This is a genomic window from Hymenobacter qilianensis (assembly GCF_014489555.1).
Taxonomy (GTDB): domain Bacteria; phylum Bacteroidota; class Bacteroidia; order Cytophagales; family Hymenobacteraceae; genus Hymenobacter; species Hymenobacter qilianensis.
The window spans coordinates 1,854,335-1,871,662 of sequence record NZ_CP060784.1; the positions used below are offsets into that span (position 1 = coordinate 1,854,335).

Below are 17,328 nucleotides of genomic sequence, written 5' to 3' on the forward strand. Positions count from 1 at the left end.
CTTTACGCGGCTACTTCCGTCGCTGTCGATGCTGCTGATGTAGGAGCTTTTGCGGCCATATCAAACAGCATCTCATTCAGCTTGGCGCGCAAATCGGAGGAAGACAGGTTGCGGAATACCTCTCCGGCGCGCACCAGCGAAATCTGGCCGGTTTCCTCGCTTACTACCAGCACGATGCTGTCTGTCACTTCCGAGAGACCGATGGCGGCGCGGTGACGCAACCCCAGAGATGCCGGAACGTCAGGGTTTTCGCTGACGGGCAGAATGCAGCGCGCCGCCTTAATGCGGTTGTTGGCAATGATAACGGCGCCGTCGTGCAATGGGCTGGTTTTGTTGAAGATGCTCATCAGCAAGCGCTTGCTCACGGCGGCATCGATCAGGTCGCCGGACTCCGCGTAGAATTTTAGCTCCGAGGTCATAGTGAAGGCAATGAGGGCGCCGGTGTTCTTGCCCGCCAGGCTTTTGGCTGCTTCAACAAACGGCGTAATACTCATGCGCTCAGCGGTTTGGTCGCGGCGCCAGGGAAATACGCGGACTCTATCGAAGGCCGTTGCTTTTCCGATAGTGAGCAGAAAGCGCCTGATTTCCTGCTGAAACAAAATAATGCCGGCCAGCACGCCCACACTCATAAATTGCCCCAGAATGCTGGTCAGCAGCTCCATACCGGCGGCTTTCACTACCAGATACAGCAGATAGATGGACATGAAGCCCAAAAAAACCTTCAGCGCCACGCTTCCCGTCAGCAGCTTATACAGCTGATAAAACAATACCGTGACCAGCAAGACGTCAATCACGTCTATCCAGCCTATGCGCAGGAAGCCGACGGAGAACGAGCCAATCACGAGGAGGAGGGGATGAAGGTTTGTTGCACGAGCCGCACTGTGTGGACGGCTTCCGCTACATCATGTACGCGCAATAAACGTGCGCCGTTGAGCAAAGCAATTGTATTAACGGCAATTGTACCGGTAAGTGCAGTCTCGGGAGTGAGACCCAGGGGTTTGTATACCAGTGACTTGCGTGAAAGCCCAGCCAGGACCGGCAGACCCAGCAGCGCCAGCTCAGGCAAGCGACGTAGTAGCTCATGGCTTTGAACTGGCGTTTTGGCAAAGCCAAAACCAGGGTCGAGAATTACATCCGTCACGCCGGAGGCATAGAGCGCGGCCAGCTTGTCGCGGAAATAGCGCACGAGTTCCGTTACGAGGTCGCCCTCGTAGTGGGTTTGCTGCGCCATATTCTGAGGCGTGCCGCGCATGTGCATCAGCACATAGGGCACACCCAGCCGCCCAGCCGTAGCAAACATATCGGCATCGAGCGTGCCGCCGCTTACATCATTGATGATGTCGGTGCCGATGGCTATTGCTTCGGCGGCAACGCTGGCCCGGAAGGTATCGACGGATAAAAAGGCTTCTGGAAAAGCCCCCCGTACGGCCTCCAGCGCAGGTAGTACGCGGGCTTTTTCTTCTTCAGCCGAAATATCCTCAGCCCCCGGCCTGGTAGAATAGCCCCCCAGATCGAGAATGGCCGCGCCCGCTTGCAGCATCGCTTCGGCCCGCCGTAGCAGGTCGTCGGTGCTGGCGATGCGGTTGCCGGCGTAAAAGGAATCAGGGGTCAGATTAAGAATGCCCATGACCTGCGCCCGGCGCAGATCCAATACGCGGCCGTCGCGGCAACGCAGGGTTTGCCTCGGGGAAAAACACGTATCTTTCGCGGCGGTCTGGAGCATGATAATCTAGGGTCTGAGCGCTTAGGGACTTGGTTTTGGGCAAAAAGCTGCATGGTTTCGGGCTTCTTTCAGCAGAAGTCAAAGCGAAACAAGCTTGCGCCACAATTGGCTCTAGTTCTCACCGCCAGCCTACCTTCCAGGTGCCCACGTTTCCACGATCCGAAGTTCCTTAAATCTATAGTGAAAATCTTGCAAACCCAAACCCAGCAGGAGTACGATCAGGTTATTGAGCAGTGCCGGGCGCTGTTTCTGGCCAAAACCCACGATTATGGCACCGCCTGGCGCATTCTGCGCCTGCCCTCCGTTACGGATCAGCTGTATATCAAGGCCCAGCGCATTCGCTCCATTCAGGAAAAAGGCACCCAGCTGGTAGCTGATGGCGTGAACGAGGAGTTCATTGCCATCATCAACTACTGCGTCATTGCCCTGATGCAGCTGCACCTGCCCGCCGACTCGCCCCAGGATTTGCCCCCCACGGAAGTAGCCGCCGCTTACGACCGTGAAATACAAGCCAACCGAGATTTACTGTTCGCCAAAAATCACGACTACGGTGAAGCCTGGCGGCAAATGCGCGTGCCCAGCATCACCGATATTATTCTGATGAAGCTGCATCGCACCAAGCAGATTGAGGATCTGGAGGGCAAAACCTACGTGTCGGAAGGCGTGGAGGCGAACTACCGCGATATGCTGAACTACGCCGTATTTGCTCTGATAAAGCTGGAAGGGGAGAAGTAGCGCGCAGCAGAAGCTTCCGGCCACTTTCCCGACCTTTTTGTTTGCGTATGGGGTTTTAACTCCCAACTTAGTAACCTCTACCTAGCCTCTTAGCGCCTTGAAGTCTGCCAGATACATCCAATTCATGAAACTTATCACGCATATCTGCTGGGTGCTGCTCGGCGCGGTTTTTATTTTTTCGGGATTAATAAAGCTCAACGACCCCGTAGGCATGGGGCTCAAACTGGAGGAATATTTCGAGGTATTTGCCGAGGATTTCGGCTCCTTCTTTCTGGTTTTTAAAGGCTTCGCGCGCACGATGGCCATTCTGCTCAGCTCGCTGGAAGTGGTGCTGGGCGTGTCGTTGCTGCTGCGCTGGCACCTGCGCAAAACGCTGCTCACGCTGCTGGCCTTGCTCGTGTTTTTTGGCTTCCTGACGTTCTATTCTGCCGCCTTCAACAAGGTAACCGACTGCGGCTGCTTCGGCGATTTTATCAAGCTAACACCCTGGCAGTCTTTCTTCAAAGACCTGTTTTTGTTGGGTTTATGGGCGGTGGTGTTCTTCAATCAGCGCTTCCTGCGGCGCGTATTTGCCAAGGGCACGTTGGGCGTAATGTATATCACGGTGGCCTCGGCGGTGGCTATTGGTATTGGCGTGCGGGCCCTCGGGCACTTGCCGTATTTCGATTTTCTGCCCTATAAAGTCGGCAACGACATCGGGGCCCTGATGAAACCGCAGGAGCAGGCGCGCTACAAGTACGTGCTGGAGCGCAACGGCCAGACCCAGGAGTTCGACCAATATCCGACCGACACGACCTGGAAGTACAAGAGCATGGAGGTGCAGAATCCCGAAGCTTCCCGGCCCATTATCACCGACTTCGCCATCTTCGACGCCGACGGCAAAGACCACACAAAGGAAATATTGACGGGCAACAAGCTGCTGCTCATCGTGCAGAATACCAATAAGTCGGACCGCGACCGGTACGACCTAATTAACGCGCTGATTGCCAAAGCACCTACGTTGCCGAATAAGCTCACGCCGATCGTCGTTACCAGCAGCAGCCCCGCCGATTTCGATGCCTTCCGTCACGATGTAAATCTGGCCGCGCCCGTGTATTACGCCGATGCTACCGTGCTGAAGTCCATGATCCGCTCCGATCCGGGTATTATGATTCTGCAGAATGGCGTGGTGAAAGGCAAGTATCACTACCACGACATCCCCGATCAGGAAACCGTCGATCATCTGTTGTAGAACTGTTTTTCTTTCGTCATGCAGAGCGCCGCGAAGCATCTCGCGTGCTGATGTAAGAGTGGTAATCCTACTACCGCTAGCGAGATGCTTCGCTACTGCTTTGCATGACGTTCAGCAGCAGCACAACTCCCTTTTTGCCCCCCAACCTATGTTTTCTTTTGTACTGCGCCGTTTAGGACAAGGTGTGCTGATACTGGCCGGCGTAGCGCTCACCGTTTTTTTCCTGTTCGCGGTATTGCCCGGCGACCCGGTAGCCCTGCTGGCTGGCCAGCGCTCCGACGTAGCCACCCGCGCTGCCATTGCCGCTGACCTCGGCCTCGATAAGCCGCTGCCCACGCAGTTGGTCGGTTACCTCAACGATGTGTCGCCTTTGGGACTGCACCCGCGCGACTCGGCGGGCGTGGCCAAATACGGTGGCACGGCGCTGCTGCCGCTGGGGGCAAAAATGCGCTGGTACTCAAAACGCCTTACCTGCGCCGCTCTTTCCAAAGCAACAAAGACGTGCTGAGCATCCTGCTCGATCACTTCACGGGCACACTGTGGTTGGCGCTGGCCGCCATGCTGATTGCGGCCGTGTTCGGTATTCTGTTTGGCGTGATAGCCGCCGTGCGCCCTCATTCCTGGCTCGATCGGGCGCTCATTACCACCTCGGTGCTGGGTATTTCGGTGCCTTCGTTTGTGGCCGGTATTCTCATCGCCATGACGTTTGGCTTTTACTGGAGCCATTGGACGGGCCTCAACCTAACCGGTCAGCTCTACGAAACCGATCCGTTTACGGGTCGCCACCTGGTGCTGCGCAATTTGCTGCTGCCGGCCTTTGCCCTCGGTATTCGCCCCCTGGCCGTTATTACCCAGCTTACGCGCTCCTCTATGCTCGATGTGTTGAGCCAGGATTACATTCGGACGGCGCGGGCGAAGGGCCTTTCCAGCTACCAGACTATCGTGGGCCACGCGCTCAAAAACGCGCTCAATCCGGTTATTACGGCCGTATCGGGGTGGTTGGCTTCGCTGATGGCGGGGGCCTTTTTTATTGAATATATCTTCAACTGGAAAGGCCTGGGCACGGTAACATTGCGTGCCGTTGAAAACCTTGATTTCCCGGTGGTTATGGGCGCTACCATCTTTATCGCCTTTCTTTTCGTCGTCATCAACATCGTTGTCGATGTGCTGTACGCCGTGCTCGATCCGCGCGTGCGCCTTTCCTAGCGGATGCAGTGAGGGCTGGGGGCAAAATATGCCTGCTCGCAAGCCGTTAAAGGTGGAGAAGTATTTCGATAGAGGAAGAATCTAATAATCACTATGATAGCAGACGATAGCCTTTATTTGATCGGGATGCCGGGCGCGGGCAAAACAACGCTTGGCCTGGCCCTGGCTACGCGCCTGGAAATGCCCTTTCGTGATCTGGATGAGGAGATTGTAGCCCACGAAAAGCGCAGTATTCTCGAAATCTTCGCAACCGACGGGCAGGATTACTTCCGTGAAGTGGAAGCAGCCGTATTGCGGACGTTGATAACCAGCCAGCCCCGCATGGTGCTGGCCACAGGTGGAGGCACGCCCTGCTTTCACCAGAACATGGACCTGCTGCTCGCAACAGGCATTCCGCTGTATTTGGCCGTGCCGGTGCCCGAGCTGTTGCAGCGGCTCCGTCGTAACCTTAGTCGCCGCCCACTCCTGACGGATATTCCCGATGAAAAGGCATTAACGGCCCATATAAGTGAAACCTTAGCACTTCGCCAACGGTTTTACGACCGCGCGCCTTTGCGCTGCGAAGGGATCTGCACGGTGGAAGCGATATGGCATTTGCTCCATACCTACTACACCACAGGCTAGTCAGTTGGCGCTTTGCCAGCCTGCAGTGCTTTATTTGCGCTGTGGTTTGTACTTTTGCTCTGTATAAGAAGCTTATTTGTATATGAATACCGTTCCCTCTCCCACACCTGATTTGCAGCCCACTCCGGCAAAAACGCCCGGCACTATTAAGCCTAAGCATAAAGGCTCAGCGCGGTTGTTTGAAAATCCGGTTCTGGAAAGACTTACGCATACCCATATTGCCCTGCCCGTTTCTATTTTCATGATTACGGCTTTGGGCAGCCTCTATTATGGGCTTACGCATGGCCTGATTGCCGGATTCTCGGCTTTCGGACTGTTTCTGCTAGGCTGGTTTATGTTCACTTTCGCGGAGTATGCTATGCACCGCTACCTGTATCATTTGCCGGCTACTACGCCTAAGCGCGCCAAGTTTCAGTACACCATGCACGGCGTACACCACGAGTTTCCCAAAGACAAATCGCGCTTAGCTATGCCGCCCATTGTGTCAGTTTTCGTGGCCTCGCTGCTTTTCTTCTTGTTTCGGTTCGTATTCGGCAATGCCGCTTTCGCCATTTTATCGGGCTTTATTTTTGGCTACGCGCTCTACTTGTTTGTGCACTACGCTATTCACGCCTACGCACCACCCAAGAATTTCCTGAAAGTATGGTGGCATCATCATGCGCAGCACCACTATCGGCAGGATGAAATTGCCTTTGGCGTGAGCACCACTATCTGGGACCATATCATCGGCACCATGCCCGACCAGAAAACCAATAAACAGCACAACTAATAGTTGCTGCCCAGCAAAAAAGCCCCCAGACGTCGGTCTGGGGGGCTTTTTTTATGGAGCTTGCTATAACCTAGCGACGCATTTTCCGCACCAGAAATGCGATGAGCACTACCACGATAAACACGCCGATGAGGGCAGTCCAGGCGCCGGCTTTGAAAATATCACCGATGAGGTCGCAGCTGCTAAGCGAAAACGTGAGCAGTACGAGGAGGCCGAGGGGAAAAGGACGAAAAGTTTTCATAGGATGTCAGACAGAAGAGGAGGAAAGCCAGCACAAGACCAGACTGCCTGATGATACTGGCTTGGCTCATAAAAGGTTGAGAAGCCTTATTAAATGCAAGACTAGCGACCATCAGAATATAGTGGCAAAATCCTTGCGTTCAAGTCTGGTAGGCAGAAGCTACGGAACACGAATGCCTTACTGCTGCCTGTATATCTGCCAGATAAATAGGATTAACCGTCTATTTGCCTACTTTTCGTTTTCATTTTACTCAAAGCCTTTCCGTCGTGAAACTATCCTTCCTCTTTCTTAGCAGCTTACTTTATCTGCTGCTACCCATCAGGGGAGTAGCCCAGACCGGGAAAAGTGCTTCAAGTGTCCTGGTTTCGCGTCAGGTAACGAAGAGTCAGCCAACAACGACTCAAACACCAACAGCCACCCCTGCCGCAACGGATGTGAAGTCCGCTGAGGTTATCAAGCCCGCTGAGCCCGCTAACCTGACGGGTACAGTAGTGGATGAAACTGGCAAGGCTCTGGCTGGAGTCACGGTGAGCCTGGTAGGAGCGCCCCAAGAGTCCAGCATTACCAACTCGGCGGGGGGATTTCTGCTACGCTCTCTATTGCCTTCGCCCGTGCTGCGTGTGAGCTATGCCGGCTATGAGCAGCAGGAAGTAGCCACGAAAGGAGCAGCCCCGATGGCTATTCAGCTCAATAAGCTGCCGAACTACGAGCGGCAGCGCAAACAACGGGAGAAAGCGGCCGAAAAGGCCTATCGCAAACCCTAGCAGAAGGCTATCGGGTCCTCATGTCATTCAGAGTAACCCTGAGCGCTATCATCACCAAAGAGAAAGGCCAGTAACAGACTGTGTGTAGTCTATTACTGGCCTTTTTGGCGCTCCCTCCTGGGCTCGAACCAGGGACCCTCTGATTAACAGTCAGATGCTCTAACCGGCTGAGCTAAGGAAGCGGTTATGGCGACTTTATCAGTCGTTGCGGGTGCAATGTTAGGGCAAAGCTGTAAAAATCACAAATGCTTTCTGCTTTTTCTTTTAGCTAACTTCATTAATTGGTGATTGTCAGCAGATTACCGGAGATCGAAGTAGCGTACTGACGTAGTGGTCGGGGGCGGGGCCACCGCGCGCCTGGCCTTGTAGCGTAAATTGCGAGCCGCAGCAGTCGTCAACCAGAAACAAGCGGGAAGCATCGACGCTCACTGTAGAACACCCCGAATCGTAGGGGCGATAAGGACAATTGCGCTCGAAAGCGAGGTAAGTGGTAGCATTCTGGCGCACGATGATAAGCCCACGCACGCCGCCGGGTATCTCCACCGCGCCGTTGTCGGTGCGCAGCTGCGGGTAGCGCTGATCCAGAACGCTTATACTTTCTATAAAGCTTACAAATGGAATAAGCGGCTCGGCACTGTTAGAGTCGCCACAGCCTCCGAAGCCGAGCACCAAAGTCAGCGCTAAGGCCAATAGGGTGCGCTGGGGGGCTTTTTTAGCGAGAGTAGTCATAGAATCCCTTACCCGTTTTGCGGCCATGATGGCCCGCATCTACTTTCTGCTGCTGAATGCGGCTGGGCCGAAACTTGGGGTCGTAATGGAATGCCTCGAACATCGCGCTGGTCACCGAGAAGTTGGTATCAACGCCAATCAAATCCATGAGCCGAAACGGGCCCATCCGAAAACCGGTAGCCTCCAGCAGCTCATCCACCACCTCAAACGGCGCTACCTGCTCCTCGACCAGCTTGAGACTCTCGACGTAAAAATGTCGGGCCACCCGATTCACGATAAAGCCTGGGGCATCGGCGGCACGCACGGGCTGCTTGCCAAGCTTTTCAGCCAGAGCCTGCACCGCATCGGCTACCGCTGGGGCCGTCGCCACGCCGCTGATTACCTCCACCAGCGCCATCAGGGGGGCCGGATTGAAGAAGTGCATCCCCACAACGCGCTCCGGGTGCGGAACTGCCGCCGCCAGCCGGGTTATCGGCAACGACGACGTATTGGAAGCCAGAATAGTCTGGGGGGCATTTTGGGCTGCCAGGTTTTGGAAAAGCTCATGCTTCACCGCAAGTTTCTCTACCACGGCCTCAATAATCAGATCGGCCTGCACAATGGCTAAGTCGGTGGTCGGGTGGAGGCGGGCCAGGGCTGCCTCCCGTTCTGCGGGGGTATTTTTCCTTTCTCTACCAGCTTGCCTAAGCCAGCCGCAATAGCTACCTCTGCCTTCGCCAGAATATCAGCGTTCAGATCAAATAAGATGGTCGGGAAGCCGTGCTGCACGCAGAGCTGAGCAATGCCCAATCCCATTGTGCCCGCACCCACCACCGCTATTGTCCTGATCTGCTGCGGAACCGACTGCTCAGGAGCTATGGCGTTTTCGGAGGATGTAGTCATAGCTAATCAAGCAAAAAAAGGGAAGTGGTAGGCGTGTGATCTAGGTTAAAGAGCAGCGGTTTATTAAGAGATAATGCCCTCAAACTGCCGCAGAAACCGCAAATCGTTCTCCGTGAACAAACGCAAATCCTTGATCTGATATTTCAGCATCGTAATGCGCTCAATGCCCATGCCCCAGGCGTAGCCGGAGTACACTTCAGGATCAATGCCGGAGTGCTGAAGCACAGCAGGGTCAACCATGCCGCAGCCGCCAATCTCAACCCAGCCTGAGCCTTTGCAGATGTTGCAGCCCGTGCCTTTGCAGATAAGGCAGGTGATATCAATTTCGGCGCTGGGCTCGGTGAAGGGGAAAAACGACGGCCGGAAGCGGATATTGATATCGGCCCCGAACATCTCCTGCACGAAGTAATAAACCGTTTGCTTCAAGTCAGCGAAGCTTACGCCTTCGTCAATAAAAATGCCCTCCACCTGATGAAACATCATGTGGGCGCGGGCCGAAATGGCTTCATTGCGGTACACGCGGCCCGGCATAATGCTGCGAATAGGCGGCGCTTGCGACTCCATTACGCGCACCTGCACAGTGCTGGTATGAGTACGTAGCAGAAAATCCTCCTTTGGCTCAGCGGGGTTGCGGCGCACGAAAAACGTGTCCTGCATGTCGCGGGCCGGATGGTTTTCGGGGAAGTTCAGGGCCGTGAAGTTGTGCCAATCATCCTCAATTTCAGGGCCTTCTGCCACGTTGAAGCCAATGCGAGCGAAGATGCGCACCATTTCCTCGCGCACTAGGCTCAGCGGATGACGCGTACCCAAAGCCTGCGGCACAGCCGGCAATGTATAGTCAAATTCAGGGTTCTGGGGGGCATTTTCGCGGGCTGCGTCCAGTTCCTGCTGACGCTGCGTAAACCGATCGAGCGCCAGTTGCTTAAGCTGGTTTAGCTCCTGACCCACGGCGCGGCGCTGGTCCTGGGGTACGGTTTTGAGCTGGTCGAACAGGTCAGCTAGCTGGCCCTTGCGGCCTGTGAAGGCCAGGCGAAACTGCTCTACTTGTTCGGGTGTGGAAAGGTCGTGGGCTTCAATGGCCGCCCGCAGCTGGGTGATAGTCTCCTGCATAGTAGAGCAAAGGTACGCGTCCGACTCAAAATCCGATAGGTACTATTTCACGACGTATCAAATTCGGGCTTTCTAGAAATTGGTACGATTGCTGCAAAAAGCTAGACAGAAACGGTAAAAGACTAAACGAGGGGCGCCACCCGTTAGTCTTCCGACGGTGGCCAGAGGTTCTGGTCCGATACTCATCGCCAACTCACCCTTCCTATGAAATCCTTTTTGTTATCTGCCCTGGCGCTGGTCGCCATCTTCCATACTTCCGCTCAAGCACAAACCCCTAATAGCACTCAGTCAACCACCAATGAGTGGTTTGAGCCAGCCGCTGCTCCGGCCGCGCCAGCTTCTGCCGCTCCGGCTTCTGCCGATGACGACGTTTGGGGTAGCGCTCCAACAACTACTGCCGCTCCGGCTCCTGCTTCCGAAGAAGTAACGAACTACCGCACCGGCTGGATGAGTGCTCCTGGCATTAGCCTGAGCACTCACCAGAAGCCTACCACTGATTATTGGGGCAAACCTTTGAAAAAGCATAATAAAGCCGCTAAAAAAGCCGCTGCTACCGTTGCCGCCGCTGGTGCAGAGACTGAAGCTGCCGCCGAAACTGATCCTATGATGCGTTCTTCCGGCGTGATGGTAGCGCCAGGCATGAGCAGTTCGCCTTACCGCGGCGTGAGCACCGACTATTGGGGCCGTCCGCTGAAGCGCAAAATTCGTCGCTCCTCATCTTCATCTTTGGCCTCGCAGCCTACTGCGGCTCCTGCCAACGCCGACGACGATACGCCCACTTCTTGGTAACTGGTCGCCTGCTTAGCACTTGTTTCAAGTAGCTAAATGCGATTTTTAACTTCATTTATCCGTGCTATTAAAATGCACGTATATGGCAAGAGTACTATCACACAATATTTAATTGTGATGATACAAAGGGTTTTACTGGCCTTGTCTTTGCTTTTTCGAAGGCACAGTTATTACAAATTTGCCTCCTGTAGAGGACACTCTAAGTATCTGATGCGGGGATAAAATTCAGAGTAATGGGGTGGCGGCGATAAGCTGTTGCCCCTTTGCTTTGCTTACATAGCCACCTTTTTCTCTTGCCCTATGAAAATTAGTTTACTTGCCGTCGTGGCCCTTGTGTTTTTGTTTGTGGCGGAACCTGCCCAAGCTCAAACTCAGACCAAGAAACGCACCACCACGACTACCAAAAAAACCACCAATGGCTACCACCGCACCAGCAATGTGCGTGCGAAGCCCCGCGCTGGTGCTTACTCCCGCTACGACCGCTCCGGTCGGCGCAATGAGGAAACGACAAAGCTAGCTCCCGGCATGCGCCTGAACATGCCCAGCCCGCCCACTACCGACTATATGGGCCGCCCCTTGAAAAAGCCTGTTGCGAAGGCCGCTTCTAGCTCGTCAACGCTTTCTTCGGAGAAGACACCCGTAAAAAAAACGACGACGGTCACCACGAAAAAGAAGCAATAATCTCCTGATTTTCAAAGGTAAAGCAGAAGGTGCCTGAATAGTTTTTCGAATAATCGACTACTATTCAGGCACTTTTGTACGAGAAATCGTATTAGGGGCGTTACAACCTGTAACAGCTAACCTACTTTACTATGCTTCGACTTGCTTTTTCAGCCCTGATTTTGACTGCCTGTTTGGGTGGAACCAAAGCGTTGGCTCAACAGCAGCCCGCTCCGGCCGCTCCTAAACCTGCGCAGACTGCACCTGCGTCTGAACAACCTGCGACCCAATCGGCGCAACCAGCAGCCCAGGCTGCTCCTAAAACCGACACACCCCCAGCTACTTGGGTTGCCGCGGCGGCTTACGTTGATGAAGCCGAAAGTGACCCTATGTCGCGCAGTGGTGGTCAGCAGGTAGCTCCCGGTTTTACCGCAGCTCCTACTCACCGCGTTACGACCGACTATATGGGTCGTCCTTTGAACAAGCCATTTAAGCGCGTACGTCGTGCCGATGCACAACCTGCTCCGGCTCCCGCACAAGCTACCAACACGCTTGGCAACCAGACGGCTCCACCCGCGGCACCTGCTCCGGCCAAGCAAACCCAGTCAGGTACCAGCGACTGGTAAAACAACCTCATCCGAACAAAAAAGCCCCCCAGCAAGTTGCTGGGGGCTTTTTTGTGAAGCTGCTAAAGCAATTATCAGTTCGCTTTATTCGGCGGCCACCAGTTGCTCAACAGCTTTAGGCTGAGCACGATAATACAACGTGCTGCTATTTTCAGGTCGTAGAATTTCCTGCGCGGCTTCCAGCACGTGCTCCGGCGTAACGGCCTGAATACGGGCGCTTTCCTCATTTACCAGGTTGGCGTCGCCCATAAGCTTGCTGTAGGCCAGGTTCATAGCGCGGTTCAGAAGCTCAATTTCGCTGAACACAATGCTGGCTTCGGCCTGGTTCTTCACTTTTTCCAGCTCTTCGGCGGTTACAGGCGTTGTGCGCAGCTCAGCTACCACGGCCTGCACGGCGGCATCGGCTTCTTCCAGACTTACGCCGGTGTTGAGCTTGCCGCTAATAACCAGCAGGCCAGGCTCCAAGGAACCGGTGCAGGAAGCGGAAATGCCGTTAAAAAGCTGTCGGTCTTTTACCAGCCGCTGATAGAGGCGCGATGACTTGCCCCGGCCCAGCACATCCGAAAGCAGATCGGCGGCCGTGTAGGCGTCATCGGCGCGGCCGGGCATGTGGTACACTTTATAAAACGCGCTCAACGGTACATCAGCCGTGATTTCGAGAAAGCGGGCTTCCGTTTGGCGGGGCTCCGCGGGCAATTGGCGCTCGTAGCGCGGGCCGCCGGGAATGGGGCCAAACCACTTTTCGGCCAAGCGTTGGGCTTCAGCTAACGACACGGCACCGGCCACGACCAGAATGGCGTTCTGGGGGGCATAGTGCTTGGCGAAAAAGTTGCGCACATCATCCATCACCGCGTTTTCGATGTGGCTGATTTCCTTGCCAATAGTCGACCAGTTGTAGGGATGGTGCTGGTAAGCCAGCGGCCGCAGGCGCAGCCACACGTCGCCGTAAGGTTGGTTCAGGTAATTCTGCTTGAACTCCTCCACCACCACTTTGCGCTGCACTTCGAGGCCATTGTCGGAGAAAGCCAGCCCCAGCATCCGGTCCGATTCGAGCCAGAAGCCGGTTTCGATATTGGCGGCGGGCAACGTGAGGTAGTAATTGGTAATGTCGGGGGAAGTGAAGGCGTTATTTTCGCCTCCCACGCGCTGCAACGGCTCATCGTAGCTCGGAATATTCACCGAGCCGGAGAACATGAGGTGCTCGAACAAGTGAGCAAAGCCGGTATGGCTGGGGTCTTCGTCGCGCGAGCCCACATTGTAGAGCACGTTCAGCACGGCCATGGGCGTGGAGTGGTCTTCGTGAACGATGCAGCGCAGGCCGTTGGCGAGGGTGAATTCTTGGAAGTGTATCATTAAAACCTAGGCTAAAATCGAGGTGGAAAGTGAATAGCAAACCAGCAGTGAAGCTATTCGGTTTGGGCGGAAGCTAGCGGCGCGCCTCCAGCCGAAAAGTTACGCAGGAGTCGGTGCTGAATAGAACGCGCGTTTTGTAGTACTGTTGCCATATCGCGCGGGCTTTGGCTCCACAAGTGACCACAGTGCGGGGTGGAGTGGCCCACCCAACCTGCCAGGCCCCTACCCGCGTGATTTGGTGACCATATTGCGCGGTGATGGCGGCCATATAAAACTCGGGGCTGTCATTAAAAATGCCGTCGTCGCCCAAGATGTACTCGCGAAGATGAGGCAGCCGCTTGGCCTGTGCCCGCAAATGACGACCGTATAGTAAGGACGAATTACGCAGGGCCGCATCAGTGGAGTGACGAATATTCAGGAGCTGAACTCCATAGGGCAGGGCAGCCACCAGCAAAACGGCCGCTAAGCGTGTCGTCGGTGAAGGGTAGCGGTGGTAATGAGTTGCTACGGCACGCCCCGTCCATACCAGGCCACCGGCAGCCAGCAAAGCCAGCAAGGGATAAGCGGGCGCATCATACCAAAGAAGCTGGGTTTTCACTATCGAGATAACCAACAGGAACACAACCACAACGCAGCCCAGCACTCGACTCAGCCACCAGCCCCGGCTGCGACGCGGCATCCACCAGCCCAGCCCGATGCCGATCAGGGCCACCACCATCCAGGCCGTGAACTTGGTTTCGGCTAGCTTGCTTAGATACCAGTAAATTGGATGGCCATGGCCTTCTAGCGCCTCGCCGGCCGGCCCGCCCACTTCGTACTGCCACACGCCAGCCAGGTACCCCGGCGCAACCAACTCCCGCACGGTATACCAGGTAATCCCGACGCCTGTAATCAGCAAAAAAGCCCCCCAGGGGGCAAATTTGCGCAGCCGACCCAGCTGACCGGTTAGTAATGTAGCCAGAATAATACCCGGCCCAAACAAGAGACCAGCAATGCCTTTCGTCAGGACGGCTAGGGCGAAGGCAGCACCCGTGCCCCAGGCATGACGAGCGCGCCCGGTAGCCAGATAAGCCAGCCAACTCAGCGTGCCTAACGTAGTCCAGAGGGTGAGCAGGGCATCGAAGTCGCCGGTGCGCGAGACGTGTAAGGTTACGTAGCCCTGCGTGGTCAGCAGAACCAAGGCAGCCAGCAAGCCCGCCCGCCAGCTGCCCAGCCACCGGCTGCCGGCAAAATACACGACGAGTACCGTAGCCAGGGCCGCCAGCGCGGAAGGCAGCCGCAGCGCCACTTCCGTGGGACCCAATAGCTTAAAGCTGAGCGCCATCAGCCACGGCGCTAAGGGTGGTTTACCGTTCCAGAGGTCCGGCTCGCCGCGGTGAGTGAGCACCAGCCAGTTGTTGCTCCGCAGTATTTCAAGGGCGTTGAGGCCGGTGCGGGACTCATCCCACTGTTGGGCGGGCAAGCTGCCCAGCAGCCAGAATAAGGGTAGGGCAGAAGCTGCCAGCACGAGCAGAAGCCGGGCCAGATGGTGCGTAAGGGTGGGGGCAGAGTGGGAGCGTGGCAAAAATAGAATCGCTAAGGCAGCGTTAGTACATAGCCGGAAAGTTGGTAAAAAACCGGCAACTGGAAATATACGATGAGCACCGGCAAGGCAGGCATCTGGCTACGCTTTCAGGTAAAGAAATGCACGAGCCGGTAGTTACTCAGACCACCATTTTAACTCAATTCACCTGAACTATGGGCAAAGATAGGGCAGACCGCGAGCCAGATAGCGTGCTCTTCTGCCCAAACCCGTACTTTTGGCCCCCGCTATCATTCCCTCCTTTGTTCTCATGTCAGTAGCTACCCCCGCCCTTCAATTCGACCGCAAAGAGTATACCCAAGATGTGCTGCTGCACCTGTACCAAGGCTTGCTAAAGCCGCGCCTCATTGAGGAAAAAATGCTCATTCTGCTACGTCAGGGCAAAGTGAGCAAGTGGTTTTCGGGTATTGGGCAAGAGGCTGTTTCGGTGGGTAGCACGCTGGCGCTGGAGGCCGACGAGTATATTCTGCCGCTGCACCGCAACCTGGGCGTGTTCACGGGCCGCAATGTGCCGCTTGATCAGCTGTTTGCGCAGTGGCAGGGCAAAACCACCGGCTTCACGAAAGGCCGCGACCGGAGCTTTCACTTTGGCACCAATGAGCACCACATCGTGGGCATGATCAGCCATTTAGGCCCCCAGCTGGCCGTGGCCGATGGTATTGCGCTGGCAGATTTGCTCGATAAAAACCCGAAAGTGACGCTGGTATACAGCGGCGACGGCGGAGCCTCCGAGGGCGACTTTCACGAAGCGCTGAATGTGGCCGCCGTGTGGCAGCTGCCGGTCATTTTTATGATAGAAAACAATGGCTACGGCCTCAGCACCCCAGCCGCGAGCAGTTTCGGTTCGGCTCGTTCGTGGATAAAGGCCCGGCGTACGGCATGGAAGCGGTGCAGGTAGATGGCAACAACGTGCTGGCCGTGTACGACACGGTTCGTCGCCTAGCCGAGGATATGCGTCAGAACCCGCGGCCAGTGCTGGTGGAGGCGCTGACTTTTCGGATGCGCGGGCACGAAGAAGCCTCGGGGACCAAATATGTGCCGCAGGAGCTGTTTGAGGAATGGACCAAGAAAGACCCGGTGACCACCTACGAGCAGTGGCTGCTGCGCGAAGGCATTCTGGATGAAGAAGCCAAGATGCGCTTCCGCGAAACCATTAAGCGAGAAATTGAGGAAGGCCTGCACGTAGCGGATGCGGTGCCTATGCCAACGGCTAACATAGCCGAAGAAATAGCCGATATGTATCGTCCCTTCGACGCGCCGGCCCACGAGCCCACCGAAAATGCCCCCAGTCCGACAAGCGCTACGTAGACGCCATCAGCGACGCGCTGCGTCAGAGCATGGAGCGCTTTCCAGAGCTAGTACTCATGGGCCAGGATATTGCCGACTATGGCGGCGTGTTCAAAATAACGGACGGTTTTGTGGCACAGTTCGGCAAAGAACGGGTGCGCAATACGCCGCTGTGCGAATCGGCCATTTTGGGCGCGGGCCTCGGGCTTTCTATCAAGAAGAAAAAGGCCATGGTGGAAATGCAGTTCGCTGATTTCGTGACGTGTGGCTTCAACCAAATTGTGAATAACCTAGCCAAAAGCCACTACCGCTGGGGCCAGAATGCTGACGTGGTAGTGCGGATGCCTACGGGTGCCGGCTCGGCGGCGGGGCCGTTTCACTCCCAAAGCAACGAAGCCTGGTTTGTGCATACGCCGGGCCTGAAGGTGGTTTTCCCAAGCAACCCGTACGATGCCAAAGGACTGCTGAATGCCGCCATCGAAGACCCCAACCCCATCATGTACTTCGAGCACAAGCTGCTCTACCGCTCCGTGAGCGGCCCAGTGCCGGATGAGTACTACACGGTGCCCATTGGCAAGGCCAAGCTGGTACGCGAAGGCGATACGCTCAGCATCATCACCTACGGGTTGGGCGTGCATTGGGCTACTCGCCTGGCTGAAGAAATGAACCTCGACGCCGACATTCTCGACTTACGCACGCTGCTACCCTGGGACGAAAAAGCCGTGCGCCAGACGGTAGAGAAAACTGGGCGCGTGCTGCTGCTCCACGAAGACACGCTTACCGGTGGTCTGGGGGGCGAAATTGCGGCCTGGATTGCCGAGCACTGCTTCGAGCACCTCGACGGCCCGGTGCAGCGCGTGGCTTCTCTGGATACGGCCATTCCGTTTTCGCCGCCACTGGAGCAAGCTTTTTTGCCCCAGCAGCGTCTGCGGGAAAAGGTAGAAAAGCTATTGGCTTATTAAGAAACAGGTTGAAAACTGAGGGCGCCGTTTTTCAGCTTGGCGGCCGCGCCACCGC

General features: G+C 55.8%; 18 protein-coding genes, 1 tRNA gene and 2 pseudogenes. 11 read left to right on the top strand and 10 right to left on the bottom strand.

What is annotated here, in order from left to right; genetic code table 11:
* Positions 1-2 precede the first annotated feature (2 nt).
* A complete protein-coding gene (gene cdaA / locus H9L05_RS08550) occupies positions 3-842 on the bottom strand; it encodes a diadenylate cyclase CdaA (RefSeq protein WP_187733800.1) in 840 nt (279 codons plus the stop codon).
* Complete coding sequence (folP, locus tag H9L05_RS08555) at positions 839-1,723, bottom strand: dihydropteroate synthase (protein WP_187733801.1); 885 nt, start codon at positions 1,721-1,723, stop codon at positions 839-841. Before folP ends, cdaA begins: the two co-directional genes overlap by 4 nt.
* A gap of 189 nt (positions 1,724-1,912) precedes the next feature.
* Between folP and H9L05_RS08560 the strand changes: the two genes are divergently transcribed.
* From H9L05_RS08560 to H9L05_RS08580, 6 genes are all read left to right on the top strand, one after another.
* Positions 1,913-2,458 carry a DUF1599 domain-containing protein gene (locus H9L05_RS08560; RefSeq protein WP_187734223.1) on the top strand — a complete coding sequence of 182 codons (546 nt, stop codon included), beginning with the start codon at positions 1,913-1,915 and terminating at the stop codon, positions 2,456-2,458.
* 124 nt (positions 2,459-2,582) lie between these two features.
* A complete protein-coding gene (locus H9L05_RS08565) occupies positions 2,583-3,689 on the top strand; it encodes a BT_3928 family protein (protein ID WP_187733802.1) in 1,107 nt (368 codons plus the stop codon).
* Positions 3,690-3,837: 148 nt separating this feature from the next.
* Positions 3,838-4,197: an ABC transporter permease family protein gene (locus H9L05_RS26030; protein WP_317175158.1), complete on the top strand. Its 360-nt coding sequence runs from the start codon at positions 3,838-3,840 to the stop codon at positions 4,195-4,197.
* Positions 4,191-4,895 (top strand): ABC transporter permease, encoded by a 705-nt coding sequence (locus H9L05_RS08570; RefSeq protein WP_317175159.1) that lies wholly within the window; start codon positions 4,191-4,193, stop codon positions 4,893-4,895. Before H9L05_RS26030 ends, H9L05_RS08570 begins: the two co-directional genes overlap by 7 nt.
* Before the next feature lie 93 nt (positions 4,896-4,988).
* Positions 4,989-5,519 (top strand): shikimate kinase, encoded by a 531-nt coding sequence (locus H9L05_RS08575; RefSeq protein ID WP_187733803.1) that lies wholly within the window; start codon positions 4,989-4,991, stop codon positions 5,517-5,519.
* 82 nt (positions 5,520-5,601) lie between these two features.
* On the top strand, positions 5,602-6,288 hold the full coding sequence (locus H9L05_RS08580) for a sterol desaturase family protein (RefSeq protein ID WP_187733804.1): 687 nt from the start codon (positions 5,602-5,604) through the stop codon (positions 6,286-6,288).
* 70 nt (positions 6,289-6,358) lie between these two features.
* Here the strand turns inward: H9L05_RS08580 and H9L05_RS08585 are convergent, their stop codons facing one another.
* Positions 6,359-6,529, bottom strand: coding sequence for a hypothetical protein (locus tag H9L05_RS08585; protein WP_187733805.1), 171 nt, complete (start codon positions 6,527-6,529; stop codon positions 6,359-6,361).
* A gap of 266 nt (positions 6,530-6,795) precedes the next feature.
* Between H9L05_RS08585 and H9L05_RS08590 the strand changes: the two genes are divergently transcribed.
* Entirely contained in the window at positions 6,796-7,293 is a 498-nt protein-coding gene (locus tag H9L05_RS08590) for a carboxypeptidase-like regulatory domain-containing protein (RefSeq protein ID WP_187733806.1), read from the top strand.
* 105 nt (positions 7,294-7,398) lie between these two features.
* On the opposite strand, the gene H9L05_RS08595 is transcribed toward H9L05_RS08590, so the two are convergent.
* From H9L05_RS08595 to pheS, 5 genes and pseudogenes are all read right to left on the bottom strand, one after another.
* A tRNA-Asn gene (locus tag H9L05_RS08595) sits at positions 7,399-7,475 on the bottom strand.
* A 109-nt stretch (positions 7,476-7,584) separates the two neighbouring features.
* A complete protein-coding gene (locus H9L05_RS08600) occupies positions 7,585-8,022 on the bottom strand; it encodes a hypothetical protein (RefSeq protein ID WP_187733807.1) in 438 nt (145 codons plus the stop codon).
* A complete protein-coding gene (locus H9L05_RS26815; RefSeq protein ID WP_394368491.1) occupies positions 8,006-8,392 on the bottom strand; it encodes a 3-hydroxyacyl-CoA dehydrogenase family protein in 387 nt (128 codons plus the stop codon). The genes H9L05_RS08600 and H9L05_RS26815 overlap by 17 nt, the downstream gene beginning before the upstream one ends.
* Positions 8,372-8,904, bottom strand: a pseudogene (locus H9L05_RS26820) (3-hydroxyacyl-CoA dehydrogenase family protein); the annotation flags it as partial. The gene H9L05_RS26815 and the pseudogene H9L05_RS26820, both read right to left, overlap by 21 nt.
* Positions 8,905-8,967: 63 nt before the next feature.
* Positions 8,968-10,014 carry a phenylalanine--tRNA ligase subunit alpha gene (pheS, locus tag H9L05_RS08610; protein ID WP_187733808.1) on the bottom strand — a complete coding sequence of 349 codons (1,047 nt, stop codon included), beginning with the start codon at positions 10,012-10,014 and terminating at the stop codon, positions 8,968-8,970.
* A gap of 204 nt (positions 10,015-10,218) precedes the next feature.
* Here pheS and H9L05_RS08615 point away from each other — a divergent pair, with 204 nt between their 5' ends.
* The 3 genes from H9L05_RS08615 to H9L05_RS08625 all read left to right on the top strand — a co-directional run bounded on the left by H9L05_RS08615 (position 10,219) and on the right by H9L05_RS08625 (position 12,089).
* The gene (locus H9L05_RS08615) at positions 10,219-10,803 is read left to right on the top strand and encodes a hypothetical protein (RefSeq protein WP_187733809.1); all 585 of its coding nucleotides are present in this window, start codon (positions 10,219-10,221) and stop codon (positions 10,801-10,803) included.
* 300 nt (positions 10,804-11,103) lie between these two features.
* On the top strand, positions 11,104-11,484 hold the full coding sequence (locus tag H9L05_RS08620; RefSeq protein ID WP_187733810.1) for a hypothetical protein: 381 nt from the start codon (positions 11,104-11,106) through the stop codon (positions 11,482-11,484).
* Between the two features lie 131 nt (positions 11,485-11,615).
* Positions 11,616-12,089, top strand: coding sequence for a hypothetical protein (locus H9L05_RS08625; RefSeq protein WP_187733811.1), 474 nt, complete (start codon positions 11,616-11,618; stop codon positions 12,087-12,089).
* Between the two features lie 84 nt (positions 12,090-12,173).
* Here the strand turns inward: H9L05_RS08625 and H9L05_RS08630 are convergent, their stop codons facing one another.
* Both H9L05_RS08630 and H9L05_RS08635 read right to left on the bottom strand, forming a co-directional pair.
* Positions 12,174-13,442 (bottom strand): M16 family metallopeptidase, encoded by a 1,269-nt coding sequence (locus tag H9L05_RS08630; RefSeq protein ID WP_187733812.1) that lies wholly within the window; start codon positions 13,440-13,442, stop codon positions 12,174-12,176.
* Positions 13,443-13,515: 73 nt separating this feature from the next.
* Positions 13,516-15,006 carry an ArnT family glycosyltransferase gene (locus tag H9L05_RS08635; protein ID WP_187733813.1) on the bottom strand — a complete coding sequence of 497 codons (1,491 nt, stop codon included), beginning with the start codon at positions 15,004-15,006 and terminating at the stop codon, positions 13,516-13,518.
* Positions 15,007-15,274: 268 nt separating this feature from the next.
* On the opposite strand from H9L05_RS08635, the pseudogene H9L05_RS08640 reads away from it, so the two are divergent.
* Positions 15,275-17,273 (top strand): annotated as a pseudogene (locus H9L05_RS08640) (alpha-ketoacid dehydrogenase subunit alpha/beta).
* Positions 17,274-17,328 lie beyond the last annotated feature (55 nt).

Excerpts from the sequence above, each read along its gene's own strand:
- H9L05_RS26030 (WP_317175158.1), top strand. The coding sequence starts at position 3,838 with ATGTTTTCTTTTGTACTGCGCCGTTTAGGACAAGGTGTGCTGATACTG.
- H9L05_RS08630 (WP_187733812.1), bottom strand. The coding sequence starts at position 13,442 with ATGATACACTTCCAAGAATTCACCCTCGCCAACGGCCTGCGCTGCATC.
- H9L05_RS08565 (WP_187733802.1), top strand. The coding sequence starts at position 2,583 with ATGAAACTTATCACGCATATCTGCTGGGTGCTGCTCGGCGCGGTTTTT.
- H9L05_RS08585 (WP_187733805.1), bottom strand. The coding sequence starts at position 6,529 with ATGAAAACTTTTCGTCCTTTTCCCCTCGGCCTCCTCGTACTGCTCACG.
- H9L05_RS08625 (WP_187733811.1), top strand. The coding sequence starts at position 11,616 with ATGCTTCGACTTGCTTTTTCAGCCCTGATTTTGACTGCCTGTTTGGGT.
- H9L05_RS08620 (WP_187733810.1), top strand. The coding sequence starts at position 11,104 with ATGAAAATTAGTTTACTTGCCGTCGTGGCCCTTGTGTTTTTGTTTGTG.
- H9L05_RS08580 (WP_187733804.1), top strand. The coding sequence starts at position 5,602 with ATGAATACCGTTCCCTCTCCCACACCTGATTTGCAGCCCACTCCGGCA.
- H9L05_RS08600 (WP_187733807.1), bottom strand. The coding sequence starts at position 8,022 with ATGACTACTCTCGCTAAAAAAGCCCCCCAGCGCACCCTATTGGCCTTA.
- H9L05_RS08575 (WP_187733803.1), top strand. The coding sequence starts at position 4,989 with ATGATAGCAGACGATAGCCTTTATTTGATCGGGATGCCGGGCGCGGGC.
- folP (WP_187733801.1), bottom strand. The coding sequence starts at position 1,723 with ATGCTCCAGACCGCCGCGAAAGATACGTGTTTTTCCCCGAGGCAAACC.
- H9L05_RS08615 (WP_187733809.1), top strand. The coding sequence starts at position 10,219 with ATGAAATCCTTTTTGTTATCTGCCCTGGCGCTGGTCGCCATCTTCCAT.
- pheS (WP_187733808.1), bottom strand. The coding sequence starts at position 10,014 with ATGCAGGAGACTATCACCCAGCTGCGGGCGGCCATTGAAGCCCACGAC.